Source organism: Streptomyces sp. NPDC035033 (genome assembly GCF_040636735.1).
Taxonomy (GTDB): domain Bacteria; phylum Actinomycetota; class Actinomycetes; order Streptomycetales; family Streptomycetaceae; genus Streptomyces.
In genome coordinates, this window is the sequence record NZ_JBEZUZ010000133.1 from 1 (window position 1) to 14,782 (window position 14,782).

General features: G+C 75.4%; 12 protein-coding genes. 10 read left to right on the forward strand and 2 right to left on the reverse strand.

Features of this window, described 5'->3' with window-relative positions; translation table 11 throughout:
* Positions 1–152: 152 nt before the first annotated feature.
* Together AB0E83_RS32850 and AB0E83_RS32855 are read right to left on the reverse strand one after the other, a co-directional pair.
* On the reverse strand, positions 153–1,541 hold the full coding sequence (locus tag AB0E83_RS32850; RefSeq protein WP_362120034.1) for a rhodanese-like domain-containing protein: 1,389 nt from the start codon (positions 1,539–1,541) through the stop codon (positions 153–155).
* Between the two features lie 258 nt (positions 1,542–1,799).
* Positions 1,800–2,591, reverse strand: coding sequence for an IclR family transcriptional regulator C-terminal domain-containing protein (locus AB0E83_RS32855; RefSeq protein ID WP_362120036.1), 792 nt, complete (start codon positions 2,589–2,591; stop codon positions 1,800–1,802).
* A 157-nt stretch (positions 2,592–2,748) separates the two neighbouring features.
* On the opposite strand from AB0E83_RS32855, the gene bla reads away from it, so the two are divergent.
* From bla to AB0E83_RS32905, 10 genes are all read left to right on the forward strand, one after another.
* Entirely contained in the window at positions 2,749–3,693 is a 945-nt protein-coding gene (bla, locus tag AB0E83_RS32860; protein ID WP_362120038.1) for a class A beta-lactamase, read from the forward strand.
* 214 nt (positions 3,694–3,907) lie between these two features.
* Entirely contained in the window at positions 3,908–5,362 is a 1,455-nt protein-coding gene (locus AB0E83_RS32865; RefSeq protein ID WP_362120040.1) for a tetratricopeptide repeat protein, read from the forward strand.
* Between the two features lie 233 nt (positions 5,363–5,595).
* Complete coding sequence (locus tag AB0E83_RS32870) at positions 5,596–7,968, forward strand: collagenase (RefSeq protein ID WP_362120042.1); 2,373 nt, start codon at positions 5,596–5,598, stop codon at positions 7,966–7,968.
* Positions 7,969–8,037: 69 nt separating this feature from the next.
* The gene (locus AB0E83_RS32875) at positions 8,038–9,210 is read left to right on the forward strand and encodes an FAD-binding oxidoreductase (protein WP_362120044.1); all 1,173 of its coding nucleotides are present in this window, start codon (positions 8,038–8,040) and stop codon (positions 9,208–9,210) included.
* Complete coding sequence (locus AB0E83_RS32880) at positions 9,207–9,524, forward strand: (2Fe-2S)-binding protein (protein WP_362120046.1); 318 nt, start codon at positions 9,207–9,209, stop codon at positions 9,522–9,524. The genes AB0E83_RS32875 and AB0E83_RS32880 overlap by 4 nt, the downstream gene beginning before the upstream one ends.
* A complete protein-coding gene (locus tag AB0E83_RS32885; protein ID WP_362120048.1) occupies positions 9,505–10,899 on the forward strand; it encodes an NAD(P)/FAD-dependent oxidoreductase in 1,395 nt (464 codons plus the stop codon). The genes AB0E83_RS32880 and AB0E83_RS32885 overlap by 20 nt, the downstream gene beginning before the upstream one ends.
* An 82-nt stretch (positions 10,900–10,981) precedes the next feature.
* Complete coding sequence (locus tag AB0E83_RS32890; protein ID WP_362120050.1) at positions 10,982–11,881, forward strand: dihydrodipicolinate synthase family protein; 900 nt, start codon at positions 10,982–10,984, stop codon at positions 11,879–11,881.
* A gap of 21 nt (positions 11,882–11,902) precedes the next feature.
* A complete protein-coding gene (locus AB0E83_RS32895) occupies positions 11,903–12,907 on the forward strand; it encodes a proline racemase family protein (protein WP_362120052.1) in 1,005 nt (334 codons plus the stop codon).
* Positions 12,904–13,950 carry a proline racemase family protein gene (locus AB0E83_RS32900; RefSeq protein WP_362120054.1) on the forward strand — a complete coding sequence of 349 codons (1,047 nt, stop codon included), beginning with the start codon at positions 12,904–12,906 and terminating at the stop codon, positions 13,948–13,950. The genes AB0E83_RS32895 and AB0E83_RS32900 overlap by 4 nt, the downstream gene beginning before the upstream one ends.
* 75 nt (positions 13,951–14,025) lie before the next feature.
* The gene (locus AB0E83_RS32905) at positions 14,026–14,742 is read left to right on the forward strand and encodes a GntR family transcriptional regulator (RefSeq protein WP_362120055.1); all 717 of its coding nucleotides are present in this window, start codon (positions 14,026–14,028) and stop codon (positions 14,740–14,742) included.
* The last annotated feature ends 40 nt before the right edge of the window (positions 14,743–14,782 follow it).

The following is a 14,782-nucleotide window of genomic DNA, read 5'->3' on the forward strand; positions in this document are numbered from 1 at the left end:
ACCGGACCGACCCGGACCGGACCGGGGGGGGGGGGGCCCGCGCCCGCGACGGGGCGGAGGGCCGGAGGCAGTGCGGCCGCCGGCCCCGCCACGGGCCGGCGGTGCGCGAGGGGAGGAGTCCCGGACCCGTGCCCGGCCGGCGGTCGGGGTGGTCAGGCGCCGGCGGTTCCGGTGGCGAGGGCCCAGGCGGCCCAGCCGCCGAGGAGGTCGGAGACGTCACCGAATCCGCGGTGGCGCAGCAGGCTGGCGGCGACGGAGGAGCGGTGGCCGCCCGCGCAGTGCAGGACGAGGGGCCGGTCCGTGGGCAGCTCGCCGGTACGGGCGGGCAGTTCGCTCAGCGGGATGTGCAGCGCCCCGGGGACGGAGCCGTTCGCCTCGCGCTCGCCGCGGGTCCGCACGTCCACCACCAGGGGCGGGTTCTCCCCGGCCAGGGCCGTCTTGAGGCGTGCGGCGGTGAGGCGGCCGGCCGGGACGACCTCGTCGGCCATCAGCCGCAGGACGTCCTCGGGGTCGCGGACGTAGCCCACGACCCGGTCGAAGCCGACGCGGGCGAGGCGGGTGACGACCTCCTCCTCCCGGTGCGGCGGCGCCATCACCACCAGCTCCTCCGTCGGGTCCAGGACGGTGCCGGCCTGCTCGGCGAAGCGTCCGTCGGCCGGCACGTTCACCGCGCCCGCCAGATGCCCGGACGCGAACTCCTGCGGGTCGCGGGCGTCCACCACGACCGCTCCGCCGGCGCGGAGGCCGCCGAACTCGGCGAGCGCGAGCGGCCGGGCCGCGACGGTCGCGTCGTACAGGGAACGGTCCTTGCGGTTGAGGTCCGCGTCGTGGGCGAAGTAGCCCGGGGCCGCCGACTGGCCGGCGGTGACCAGCGCGACGAACTCCTCCCGGTCCATCGGGGCGCAGGCGTAGTTGGTCGCCCGCTGCTCCCCGATGGTGGAGGACCTCTCCGTCGACAGGTTCTTGCCGCAGGCCGAACCCGCGCCGTGGGCGGGGAAGACGCGGACCTCGTCCGGCAGGCCCATCAGCTTGTGCTGCACGCTGTCGTGCAGCATGGCGCCCAGCTCCTCGGCGGTCACGCCGGTGGAGGCGAGCAGGTCGGGCCGGCCGACGTCCCCGACGAACAGGGCGTCGCCGGTCAGGACCCCGTACGGGACCTCGTCGCCGGCGCGCTCGTACACCAGCACGCTGATCGACTCCGGGGTGTGTCCCGGCGTCTCCATGACCTCCAGGACGACCTCGCCGAGGGGGATCCGCTCGCCCTCGGCGAGGTGCCGGACCGGGTACTCGGTCTCCGCCCGCGCGCCGTAGCCGATCCACGCGCCCGTCTCGTCGGCCATCTCCAGGTGCCCGGCGACGAAGTCGGCGTGGAAGTGGGTGTTGATCACGCCGACGACGGTGAAGCCGTGCGCCCGCGCGTCGGCCAGGTACTCGGCGACGTCCCGGCGCGGGTCGACGACCACGGCCTGCCCGGTGGTCTCGTCGGCGATCAGGTACGAGGCGTGGGACAGGCAGTCGAGGTAGTACTGGGCGAAGAACACGGCGGAGCCTCCCGCGAGCGAATGGATACCCCCCTGGGTATTTCTGCCACCGACCGTACGGGCCTCCCGCGCGCCTCGTCAAATACCCCCCTGGGTATTTCGGGTCACAGGCCGGGGGCGTGGGGGATCCGGGGCGGGGCGTCCCGACCCGCACGGGAGGAGCGAGGAGGAACGAGAAAGAGGCACCGCCGGTCTCCCGGCGGTGCCTCTCGCCCCGTGTACCCCCTCCGCGGGGCGCCACGCCCCGGGGGTGTCCGGTCAAGGCTCGTGACCGTGCGCGGCCACCGCGAAGGTCTGGGAGATGAGCACCTGTTCCGCCCGCTGCTGGAGCCGGGTCGCGAGCCCGCGCAGCCGTGCCCCCTCGGCGGCGGGGATCGACAGCGCCACGGCGGCGGTCTCCGCCCCCACGGTGATCGGCACCGCCGCGCAGGCGGCCCCGAGCGCGTACTCCTGGTGCTCCAGGACCGGCAGCCGCCGCCGCATGCCCGCGAGGCGCCGCTCGAAGTCGCGCCGCGTGCCGGCCGTGTGCGCGGTGAGCGCCGTCACGGGGTGGCGGCTCAGGTGGTCGCCGCGCTGGTCCGGCTCCAGTTGGAGCAGCAGGCTCTGGCCGGCGGCGTGGGCGTGCGCCGTGGTCCGGAAGTCGGCCCACTCCTCGACCGGCGGACGCGCCGGATTGTCCGAGACCGCCCCGACCTCCACCTCGCCGCTCCGGTACTGGACGAAGTACACCGCCGCGTCCAGCTCCCGGCTCAGCGCGTCCACCCAGGCCTGGAGCCCCAGCGCCGGCTCGTGGGGGGCGCGGGGTCCGGTGTTCCGGCGCAGCGGCGTGACGAGCGTGTAGGTGCCGCTGTCGTTGCGGACCAGTCCTTCGTGGACCAGGGTCCGCAGCAGGTGATAGGCCGTCGGCAGCGGCAGGACGGCCTCACGGGCCAGCTGCTTGGCGCTGCCCGTGCCGCCGCGGCGCTCCAGCTCGTCCAGCAGTCGTACGGCCCGGCGCACCGACTGGATCAGGGTCGGTGCCGAGCCGCTCTCCCCCTCGCGATGTGGCATGCGTGTCCTTTCGAGAACGCGCGGAGCACTGTGCTCCAGGTCCATGATCGGACAGTGAACACCGAATCACATACCGTCAGGTAACCGGGGTGTCGGAACCGGCGGCGCGGGCCGTGCGTGGTGCACTTCGGAAACGATCACCGTCGAAAGGACGTTCGTGCACGCCCAGAACCCCGGCACCTCCCGCCGGACCGCACTCGCCCTCGGCGCCGGTACGGCGCTGGCCGCCGCCCTCGGTCTCGCCGGCGCGGGAACCGCCCACGCCTCGACGGGCGCCGCCCCCACCGGAAACCCCGCCGGCGACGGGGCCTTCGCCCGGCTCCGCGCCCTGGAGGAGCGGTACGGCGCCCGCCTCGGCGTCTACGCCCACGACGTGCGCACCGGCCGCACGATCTCCCACCGGGACCGCGAACGCTTCCCGATGTGCTCGGTCTTCAAGACCCTCGCCGCCGCGGCCGTCCTGCGCGACCTCGACCACGACGGCACCTTCCTCGCCCGCCGCGTCCACTACACGGCGGCCTACGTCGGGCGCTCCGGCTGGTCGCCGGTGACCGAGGACGCCGAGAACATCGCGCGGGGCATGACGGTCGCCGAACTCTGCGACGCCGCCATCCGCTTCAGCGACAACACCGCCGCCAACCTGCTCCTGCGCGAGCTGGGCGGCCCCACCGCGATCACCCGCTTCGCCCGCTCGATCGGCGACCCCGTCACCCGGCTCGACCGCTGGGAGCCGGAGCTCAACAGCGCCGAGCCCTGGCGGATCACCGACACCACCGCCCCGCGCGCCATCGCCCGCACCTACGGCAGGCTCGTCCTCGGCCGCGCCCTGGACCCCGCCGACCGCGCCCTCCTCACCGACTGGCTGCTCCGCAACACCACCAGTGAGACCCGGTTCCGCAAGGGCCTGCCGGCGGACTGGACCGTCGCCGACAAGACCGGCGGCGGGAAGTACGGCGGCAACAACGACGTCGGCGTCGTCTGGCCGCCGGACGGCGGCCCGATCCTCCTCGCCGTCCTGACCACCCGTCCGGACCCGGAGGCCGAGGGCATCGACGAACTGGTGGCCGCCGCCGCGGAGATCGTCGCCGACGAACTGCGCTAGCGGCGCCGGGGGGTCGTGCGCGGGCGCGTTCCGCCGCGCGCGGCCCCTCGCCGTCGTCCGGTCCGGCGCTTCGGCGGGGAGCGGGCGGGGCACGCTCCCGGTGCCGACGGGGAGGAGGCGGTTCCGCCCGGCGCGCCGGGCGCCGTCCGTCCGACCCGTCGGGCGTGTGTCCGCGCGCGAGGCGGACACCGAGGAACCGAGGTGAGGACCCGCGTTGACGACCGACCGTTACGGCAACACCCTGCACGACTGCACCCCCGAAGGGGCCGGCCACCTGGACCGGGCCCTGGAGGCCCTGCTCTTCTTCCGGCCCGAGGTGTCCCCGGCCGTCGAGGACGCCCTCGCGGCGAGCCCCGGATCGCCCGACGCCCAGGCGTTCGCCGCCTATCTGGGGGTGCTCGGCACCGAGCACACCGCCGCCGCCGCGGCCGGGGCGCGCTTCGCGCGCTACCTGGCCGGCCGGGACGCCGACGCGCTGCCCGCCCGCGAGCGGCTCCACCTGGCCGCCGCCGGAGCCTGCCTCGCCGGCGACCTGCACGGGGCGGGCGACCTCCTGGAGGAGCTGAGCCTCGCGTACCCGAGGGACGTGCTCGCGCTCTTCGCCGGGCACCAGCTGGACTTCCTCACCGGTGACGCCGTCCGGCTGCGGGACCGGATCGGCGGCGCCCTGTCGGCCTGGGGGGAGGCCGACGAGCACCGGGGACCGCTGCTCGGCATGTACGCCTTCGGCCTGGAGGAGTCGGGGCACTACCGGCGCGCGGAGGAGACCGGGCTGGCGGCGGTGGAACGGCACCCGAGGGACGTGTGGGCCGTGCACGCCGTCGCCCACACGTACGAGATGCAGGGCAGGATCACCGAGGGCGTCGCCTTCCTCGACGCCCGCGCGGCGGACTGGACGCGCGGCAACTACCTGACCGTGCACAACTGGTGGCACTACGCCCTGTACGCCCTGGAGGCGGGTGCCGAGGAGACCGCGCTGCGCGTCTACGACGCGGCCGTCCACCACGAGGAGTCGGCGGGGCTCGCCATGGAACTCCTCGACGCCGCCGCGCTGTTGTGGCGGCTGCGGCTGGCCGGCCGGGAGGAGCCGGAGCGCTGGGCGCGGCTCGCCGACGCCTGGGCCGAGCGGGCCGACCCGCCGTTCTACGCCTTCAACGACGCCCACGCGGTGATGGCGTACGTGGGGGCCGGCCGGATCGCGCGGGCCGAGGCGCTGGTGGCCGACCGGCGGCGGTGGCTGGACGAGCACGCCGGGGACCGGCGGCCCCCGTCCAACCTCGCCATGACGGCGGAGGTCGGGCTGCCGGTCTGCGAGGCGCTGCTGGCGCAGGGCCGCGGCGACCACGCCGCCGTGGTGGAGCTGCTGTGGCCGCTGCGGCGCCGGCTCCAGGTCTTCGGCGGCAGCCACGCCCAACGGGACGCCGTCCAGCGGACCTTGCTGGAGTCCGCGCTCGCCGCGGGGGACCACGACCGGGCCCGGCTGCTGCTGAGCGAGCGGGACGGGCTGCGCCCGGACAGCCCGTACACCTGGCTGGGCCGGGCCCGGCTGGCCGACGCGATCGGTGACGCGGCCTTCGCGGCGGTGGCGCGGGAGCGGGCGGAGGGCGCGGTGAAGGGGCCGCGGCCGACGGCGCCCGGACTCGGAGCCGTACCGAACTCGCCGTGCTGACCTGCCCGTTCGGCCCCGGATGAGGGGGGCCGGGCGTCCGTCTCCCCTCGTTCTCCCGTGGAGGCGGGCGCCCGGGCGTCGCAACTGACCCGCGCAGAGGGGTTGTCAGTGCAATTTCACATTACTATGTTACAGCTCGCGCGGTGGACGGCCGTCTCTGCGTCAACTCCCGTTCAGGTCCCGCCGATCGGCCGCGCGAACCCCCCTCATCCCCACCCTCTCCAGGAGACCTCGTGTCCCAGCACAGAGTCGTGCGCTCCTCCCTCCTCGCCGCCGCGATCGCGGTGGCCCTGGTGGCCTCCGCGGGGCAGGCCGTGACCCGGGCCGCCGAGGCGCCCGCGCCGCGCGCCGCCGGCTCCGCCCTGCCCGGCGCCTTCGCGCCCGTCGCCGAGCCGAACCCCTTCGACGAGGTGGAACGATTCGCCGACGCCCGGTCGGCCGAGCCCGCTCCGGCCCCCGCCCCCGGCGGCACCGGCGACACCCGGGCCCGCGTCCCCGGCCGGGCCGAGAAGGGCGCCGAGAGCAAGGCCGAGCAGCAGGCCGCCCCCGCCGCCGCCACCCTCGTGGCCGGCGTCCCGTGCACCCTGGACGGGATCACCGGGCTCTCCCCGGCCGCCTTCGCCGACTTCCTCGCGGACCCCGCCGTCACCGCCGACGGCTGTCTGAACGGCCTGATCTGGACCTGGGACGCGCGCCTCGCCCGGGTGATGTCCGACGCCCACGTGCAGGCCGTCGCCCAGCGCGTATCCGCCCTGGCCGCCGCCCACGACGGCCGCAACTCCTCCCACCTGGAGGAGATGTTCACCTATCTCCACGCGGTCGCCTACCACGACTTCTCGCGCCCCGAGATCGACATCACCGACGCCCCGACCGTCGACGCCGTCCGCCGCGCCATCGCCGCCTTCGGCTCCGCCGCCCGCACCTTCGACGTCACCGCGTCCAACGCCCGCACCCTCCGCGAGGCCCTGTACGCCGGCAGCGCCCCCGGTCTGCGCCACCACCAGCTCGGCCTCATCACCAAGGTGCTCGCCATCATGGACCCGGCACACCCCGCCACGAACCAGGACCCCACCTGGGCCGGCGCCGCGCTCGCCGGACTCTCCGTCAACTACCTGGGCGTCTACTCCGGCAACCGGGACACCGCCTTCCACGCCGCCGTCGCCGCCGACCCGGCCTACCGCGCCGCCTTCAAGGCGTTCGCCGGCCACACCCACCTCAAGGGCACCGCCAACGCCTGGGTCGTCCGCGACGCGCTGAGCGAGTACGGCCGCTTCGGCGAGGTCGCGGGCCTGCGGAACGGGATCGTCGCCGACCTCGGCGCGCTGATCGGCCCCGTCGAGTCCGCCTGGGGCTCCGGCAGCCAGCCCTGGGCCAAGATCGTGTCCTGGCTGAACTTCTACGACGCCTGCGCCCCGTACGGCGTCTGCAAGGCCGACATCGAGGCCCGCATCTTCCCGTACACGTACACCTACGACACCGGGACCGGCGCCGCCCTCAAGGTCCGCACCGGCCTCGACCGGGCCACCGTCGACCAGCTCTACTACGCGAGCAAGCAGGTCAAGGCGCAGTTCCACCGGGTGGTCGGCAGCGACCGGCCGCTGGCCGGCGACCCCAACACCACCCTGAACATCGTCCTGTACGGCTCGCGGGCCGACTACGAGAACTACCACCCGATCATCACCGGGTACGACACCGACAACGGCGGCATCTACATCGAGAACGGCGCCACCTTCTACACCTACCAGCGCCGCGTCCCGCAGGACTCCTCGCTCACCCTGGAGGAGCTGTTCCGCCACGAGTACACCCACTACCTCAACGGCCGCTTCGCCGTCCCCGGCTTCTTCGGCCAGGGCCCCTGGTACCAGGGCGACCGGACCACCTTCATGGACGAGGGCACCGCCGAGTTCTTCGACGGCGCCACCCGCGACGACGGCATCGCCGTCCGCAAGTCCCTGGTCCGCGGCGTCATCGACGACACCGCGGGCGGCGGTCCCCGGATGACCGTGCGGCAGATCCTGCACGCCACCTACGACGGCGACGGCTTCCGCTTCTACGCCTACGCGGGCACCTTCTTTGAGTTCCTGTGGACCGAACGCCCCTCGCTCATACGCGAGATGTACACCCGGCTGCGCGCCGACGACGTGGCCGGCTACGACGCCTGGCGGGAGCGGCTGAGCTCCGACGCCGCGCTCCAGCAGGCGTACGACCGCTTCCTGGACGCGCAGATCGCCCAGGTCGACCGGCTGTTCGTGCCGAACACCACGTACGTCCCCGACGCGCAGCTCACGTACTCGACCGTCGCCGGGGTGAAGGCGGCGTTCGCGAACGCCACGTACAACACCCCGGACTGCGTCGAGAGCGGCGAGCCCGGCAAGCGCCGCTTCGTCTGCACCGGCCGGATCACCGCCAACCTCTCGAACGCGGCCAGCGACGACCAGAACTTCAAGGACATGTCCGAGACGGTCGACTACTTCCTCCTCGACCGCGCGGGCGCGGCGCTGAACAACCTCGCCGACATGAACTGCGGCTTCGGGCCGGTCGAGATCTGGTCCAACCGGGTCGCCGGCACCTCGGACTTCCGCTGTGAAGGCCCGCTGCGCAGCTGACGGCCGGTCCGCCGTGCCCAGGGGCCGGAACCCCTGGGCACCCTCAGAAGAATGTGACATATTACTGCCGTGCCCAAGAGACACTCCCCGGACGTCGTGATCATCGGCGCGGGCGTCGTCGGCGCCGCGTGCGCCTACTACGCGGCCCGCTCCGGACTCACCGTCGCCGTGGTCGACCGCGGTCCCGTCGCGGGCGGCACCACCGGCGCCGGGGAAGGCAACCTGCTCGTCTCCGACAAGGAGGCGGGCCCCGAGCTCGACCTCGCGCTGCTGTCCACGAGACTCTGGCGCGACCTCTCCGCCACACTCCCGCCGGAGACCGAGTACGAGCCCAAGGGCGGGCTCGTCGTGGCGCCCGACGAGCCCGCCCTCCAGGCCCTCCGCACCTTCGCGGAGGGCCAGCGGAAGGCCGGCGTCACCGCCGCCGAACTCCCCGCCGACCGGCTCGCCGACCTCGAACCCCACCTCGCGCCCGGCCTCGCCGGCGGCTTCCACTACCCGCAGGACGCCCAGGTCCAGCCCGCCCAGGCGGCCGCCCGGCTGCTCGCCGCCTCCGGCGCCGCGCTCCACCTCGGCGAGGAGGTCACCGCCGTCCTCCGCGACCCGGCCGGCGCGGTCCGGGGCGTGCGCACCGCCCGCCGCGAACTCCTCGCCCCCGCCGTCGTCAACGCCGCCGGCACCTGGGGCGGCGAGGTCGCCCGGCTCGCCGGCGTCCCCCTCCCGGTCCTGCCCCGCCGCGGCTTCGTCCTCGTCACCGAACCCCTCCCGAGGGTCGTCCGGCACAAGGTCTACGCCGCCGACTACATCGCCGACGTCGCCAGCGGCTCCGCCGCCCTCCAGTCCTCCGCCGTCGTCGAGGGCACCCCCGCCGGGCCCGTCCTCATCGGCGCCACCCGCGAACGCGTCGGCTTCGACCGCTCGCTCTCCACCGAGGCCCTGCGCCGGCTCGCCGCCCAGGCCGCCGCCCTCTTCCCGGTCCTCGCCGGCGTCCAGGTCCTCCGCGCCTACCACGGCTTCCGCCCCTACCTCCCCGACCACCTCCCGGCGATCGGACCCGACCCGCGCGTCCCCGGCCTCCACCACGCCTGCGGCCACGAAGGCGCGGGCATCGGCCTCGCCCCCGCCACCGGCGCGCTCGTCGCCGCCGCCCTCACCGGCGCCGCACCACCGCTCGACCCCTCGCCGTTCCGCCCCGAGCGCGCCTTCGGGCCCGTGGACACCCCTCTCCAGGAGCAGAGTTGAGCCCCCGCACCCCGCGCGCCCTCGTCGGGGGCGCGCCCCAGGAGACCTTCGCCTTCCGCTTCGACGGGCGGGAGATCCCGGCCGCCGCCGGGCAGACCGTGGCCGCCGCCCTCTGGGACGCGGGCGTCCTCGCCTGGCGCACCACCCGGCACGGCGGCGAACCCCGCGGCGCCTTCTGCGGGATCGGCCAGTGCTTCGACTGCCTCGTCACCGTCGACGGCACCCCCAACCGCCGTGCCTGCCTCGTCCCCGCCCGCCCCGGCGGCCTCGTCACCAGCCAGGAGGGAACCGGCCGTGACGACCTCGCCGTCTGACCCCGCCGCCCGCGCCGACCTCGCGATCGTCGGCGCCGGTCCCGCCGGGCTCGCCGCCGCCGTCACCGCCGCCGCGCTCGGCCTCGCCGTCACCCTGCTCGACGCGGGCGCCCGACCCGGCGGCCAGTACTACCGCCACCCCGACCCGGCCCTCGGCGCCGCCCGCCCCCAGGCCCTGCACCACGACTGGGCCGCCTTCGCCGGCCGCGAGGCCGAGCTGCGCGCGTACGAACGAGCGGGCCGCGTACGGTATCTGGCGCTCCATCAGGTCTGGAGCGTCACCGGCTCCGGCACCGACTGGACCGTCCGTTCCCGCACCGACGACACGGCGGGGGAGCCCGTCCGGGCCCGCGCCGTGCTGCTCGCCACCGGGGCGTACGAGCGGCACCTGCCCTTCCCCGGCTGGACGCTGCCCGGCGTCGTCGGCGCCGGGGGAGCGCAGGCCATGCTCAAGAGCGGGCTCGTACTGCCGGGGCGCCGGGTCGTCGTCGCGGGCAGCGGCCCCCTGCTGCTCGCCGTCGCCGCCTCCCTGGCCGCCGCGGGCGCCCGGGTGCCCGCCGTCGTCGAGGCCGGCGGGTACGGCGGGTACGCCCGCCGCCCCGGCGCGCTGCTGCGCAACCCGGCCAAGCTCGCCGAAGCAGCGCTCCACGGCGGGGCGTTGCTGTGCCACCGGGTCCGCCCGCTGCTCCGGCACGCCGTCGTCGAGGCGCACGGCACCGACCGGGTCGAGGCCGTCACCGTCGCCCGGCTCGACCGGGACTGGCGGCCCGTCCCCGGCACCGGCCGCCGCGTCCCCTGCGACGCGCTCGCCGTCGGCCACGGCCTCGTCCCCGAACTCTCCCTCGCCACCGCCCTCGGCTGCGCCACCCGCGCCGCCGCCGACGGCACCGTCGCCCTCGTCCTCACCCCCGGCCTGCGCACCTCGGTGCCCGGCGTCTGGGCGGCGGGCGAGACCGGCGGCGTCGGCGGTGCCCAACTGGCCCTGACCGAAGGGGAGATCGCGGCCCACTCGATCGCCGGACGGGCCGTCCCGGCCGCCCTCGTCCGGCGCCGCGCGCGGCTGCGGGCCTTCGCCGACGCCATGGGCGCCGCGCACCGGCCCGGCACGGGCTGGACCGGCTGGCTCCGGGAGGAGACCGCCGTCTGCCGCTGCGAGGAGGTGCCCGCCGGCCGCGTCCGCGAGGCGGTGGAGGAGCTGGGCGCCACCGACGCGCGCACGGTCAAGCTGCTGACGCGGGCCGGGATGGGCTGGTGCCAGGGCCGGATGTGCGGCCCGGCCGTGGCCGCGCTGGCGGGCGGCGCGCCCGTGCCCGACCGGCGCCCGCTGGCCTGCCCCGTACGCCTGGGAGACCTCGCCGAACTCCCCGCCGAGTAGCCCCTTCTCGCGGCGGCAGCCCTCTTGTGGCCGTCGTACGCCCCTCAATAAAATGTCACACACTACAAAGGAGTACGTCACCATGACCGACACCCGCACCCGCCCCTGGCACGGCATCATGGTCGCCACCGCCCTGCCGCTCCGCGCCGACCTCTCCGTCGACCTCGACGCCTACGCCGAGCACGTCCGGTGGCTCCTCGCCCACGGCTGCGACGGCGTCGTCCCCAACGGCTCGCTGGGCGAGTACCAGACCCTCACCGACGCCGAGCGCGCCGCGGTCGTCCGCACCGCCGTCGAGGCCGCGGGCGACGGCTCCCGCGTCATGCCCGGCGTCGCCGCCTACGGCTCCGCCGAGTCCCGCCGCTGGGCCGAGCAGGCCGCCGAGGCCGGCGCCGGCTCCGTCCTCCTCCTGCCGCCCAACGCCTACCGCGCCGACGAGGAGGCCGTCCGCGCCCACTACGCCGAGGTCGCGAAGGCCGGGCTGCCGGTCGTCGCCTACAACAACCCCGTCGACACCAAGGTCGACCTCACCCCGGCCCTCCTCGCCCGCCTCCACGCCGACGGCACGATCGTCGCCGTCAAGGAGTTCAGCGGCGACGTCCGCCGCGCCTACGAGATCGCCGAACTCGCCCCCGGGCTCGACCTCCTCGTCGGCGCCGACGACGTCCTCCTCGAACTCGCCCTCGCCGGCGCCGTCGGCTGGATCGCCGGCTACCCCAACGCCCTGCCCGAGTCCGCCGCCACCCTCTACCGCGCCGCCGTCGCCGGCGACCTCGCCACCGCGCTGCCGCTCTACAAGGCCCTGCACTCCCTCTACCGCTGGGACTCCAAGACCGAGTTCGTCCAGGCCATCAAGCTCTCCATGGACCTCGCCGGGCGCCCCGGAGGCCCCACCCGCCCGCCGCGCCTGCCGCTCACCGGCGCCGCCGAGGCCGCCGTCCGCGCCGCCACCGAGAAGGCCCTGGCCGAAGGACTCCGCTGACCGGAAGGGGAAGGACAGCCCATGCGCACCCGACACGTCTACCACGCGGTCGACTCCCACACCGAGGGCATGCCCACCCGGGTGATCACCGGCGGAGCGGGGGTGATCCCCGGCGCCACCATGGCCGAGAAGCGCCTCCACTTCATGGAGCACCGCGACTCCCTGCGCACCCTGCTCATGTACGAACCGCGCGGCCACGCCGCCATGAGCGGCGCGATCCTCCAGCCCGCCACCCGCCCCGACGCCGACTACGGCGTCCTCTTCGTCGAGGTCTCCGGCCTGCTCCCGATGTGCGGCCACGGCACCATCGGCGTCGCCACCGTCCTCGTCGAGACCGGCATGGTCCCGGTCACCGAACCCGTCACCACCGTCCGCCTCGACACCCCGGCCGGCCTCGTCTCCGCCGATGTCCGCGTCGAGGACGGCGCCGCCCGCTCCGTCACCCTCACCAACGTCCCCGCCTTCAGCGTCGGCCTCGACCTCAAGACCGAGGTCCCCGGGTACGGCACCGTCACCTACGACCTCGCCTACGGCGGCAACTTCTACGCCTTCGTCGAACTCGACGCCCTCGGCCTGCCCTTCGACCGCGCCCGCAAGCAGGAGCTGCTCACCGCCGGCCTGGCGATCATGGACGCGATCAACGCGGGCGACGACCGGCCCGTCCACCCCGAGGACCCGGCCGTCGCCGGCGTCAAGCACGTCTACCTCGCCGCCCCCGGCTCCGACGCCCGCCGCTCCCGGCACGCCATGGCCATCCACCCCGGCTGGTTCGACCGCTCGCCGTGCGGCACCGGCACCAGCGCCCGCATGGCCCAGCTGCACGCCCGCGGACGGCTCGCCCTGCACACCGACTTCGTCAACGAGTCCTTCATCGGCACCGAGTTCACCGGCCGGCTCGTCGCCGGGACCACCGTCGGCGGCCGGCCCGCCGTCGTCCCCACCGTCACCGGACGGGCCTGGATCACCGGCACCGCCCAGTACTTCCTCGACCCCACCGACCCCTTCCCCGCCGGCTTCCTGCTGTGACCGCCCTCCCCGCGGACGGGATCCGCGTCACCGACTACCACACCGCCGGCGAGCCCTTCCGGATCGTCGCCGACGGCCTGCCGCCCGCCCCCGGCGACACCGTCGCCGAACGCTGCGCCACCGCCGTCGGCCCCGGCGGCTCCGGCACCGCCCCCCGCCCCGGCCCCCTGGACGCGCTGCGCCGCTTCCTCGTCCAGGAACCGCGCGGCCACGCCGGCATGTACGGCGGGTTCGTCGTCCCGCCCGACGACGACGGCGCACACCTCGGCGTCCTCTTCTGGCACAAGGACGGCTTCTCCACCGCCTGCGGCCACGGCACCATCGCGCTCGCCGCCTGGGCCGTCGACACCGGCCGCGTCCCGGCCGGCGAGGACGACCGGGACGTCCCGGTCCGGATCGACGTGCCCTCCGGACGGGTCACCGCCACCGTCCACCGGGCGGCCGGCCGGACCACCGGCGTCACCTTCCGCAACGTGCCCGCCCGGGTCACCGCCCGCAAGGTGCCCGTCGCCACCGGCCTCGGCGTCGTCGAGGCCGACCTCGCCCACGCCGGCGCCTGCTACGCCTCCGTCCCCGCCCGCGACCTCGGCCTGACGGTCGACCGGGCCTCCCTGCCCGAACTCGCCCGGGCGGGGCGGGAGATCCGCGCCGCGCTCGCCGGCCACCCCGCCACCTGGCACCCCGACGGGCCGCTGCTCTCCGGGGTGTACGGCGTGATCCTCCACGAGGAGCTGCCCGACGCCCCCGGAGGGCCGCGTCAGCGGAACGTCACCGTCTTCGCCGACGGCCAGATCGACCGCTCCCCGTGCGGCTCCGGGACCTCCGCCCGAATCGCCCTCCTCGTCGGCGAGGGCCGCCTGGAGGAGGGGCGGGTGCTCACCCACGAGTCCGTCGCCGGCACGGTCCTCACCGGCCGCGCCGTCCCCGGCGGCGACCCCGTGACGGGGCTCGTCACCGAGGTCACCGGCACCGCCCACCGCACCGGCGAGGCGCACTTCACGCTCGACCCGGACGACGCCCTCGGCGCGGGGTTCCTGCTGTGACCGCTCCACCGGCCCGACCCGGGTGAGAAACGTGACATTGTACGCTGGGCGCCTGCGGATTCTCGGAGGAACGGCGTGGGTGACCTGAAGCAGCACAGTCTCATCAAGGCCCAGGAGCGGCTTCGCGACCAGGTGGGCCACGCGCTGCGCGCGGCCCTCACGGCCGGTGAGCTCAAGCCCGGGACCGTCTACTCGGCCCCCGGGCTCGCGGCCGAACTCGGCGTCTCGGCCACCCCGGTGCGCGAGGCCATGCTCGACCTGGCCCGCGAGGGCCTGGTCGAACCGGTCCGCAACAAGGGCTTCCGGATCACCGAGGTCAGCGAGCGCGAGCTCGACCAGTGCACCGAACTGCGCATGCTCATCGAGGTGCCCACGGTCGGCCGGGTCACCGAGACCGCGACGGCGGAGGAGCTGGAGGCGCTGCGCCCGCTGGCCGAGGAGATCGTCGTCAACGCCCGCGCGCACGACCTCATCGGCTATCTGGAGGCCGACCGGCAGTTCCACCTCGCCCTCCTCGGCCTGTCCGGGAACGACCGGCTGGTGGAGACCGTGGGCGACCTGCGCAAGCGGTCCCGGCTCTACGGCCTGACCGGCCTGGACGAGGCGGGCAAGCTCGTCTCCTCCGCCGAGGAGCACGTCGAACTGCTCGACCTCATGATCGCCCGCGACCGGGCGGGCGCCGAGGCGTGCATGATGCGCCACCTCGGCCACGTCCGCTCGCTCTGGGCCGAGGCCCGGGACGAGCCGGTCGAGCCGGCGGCCGGCGCGCTGCGTCCCGTACGCAAGAACTGACCGCACGACGCGAACGGCGCGCCGCACCCCGCGAGGGGGC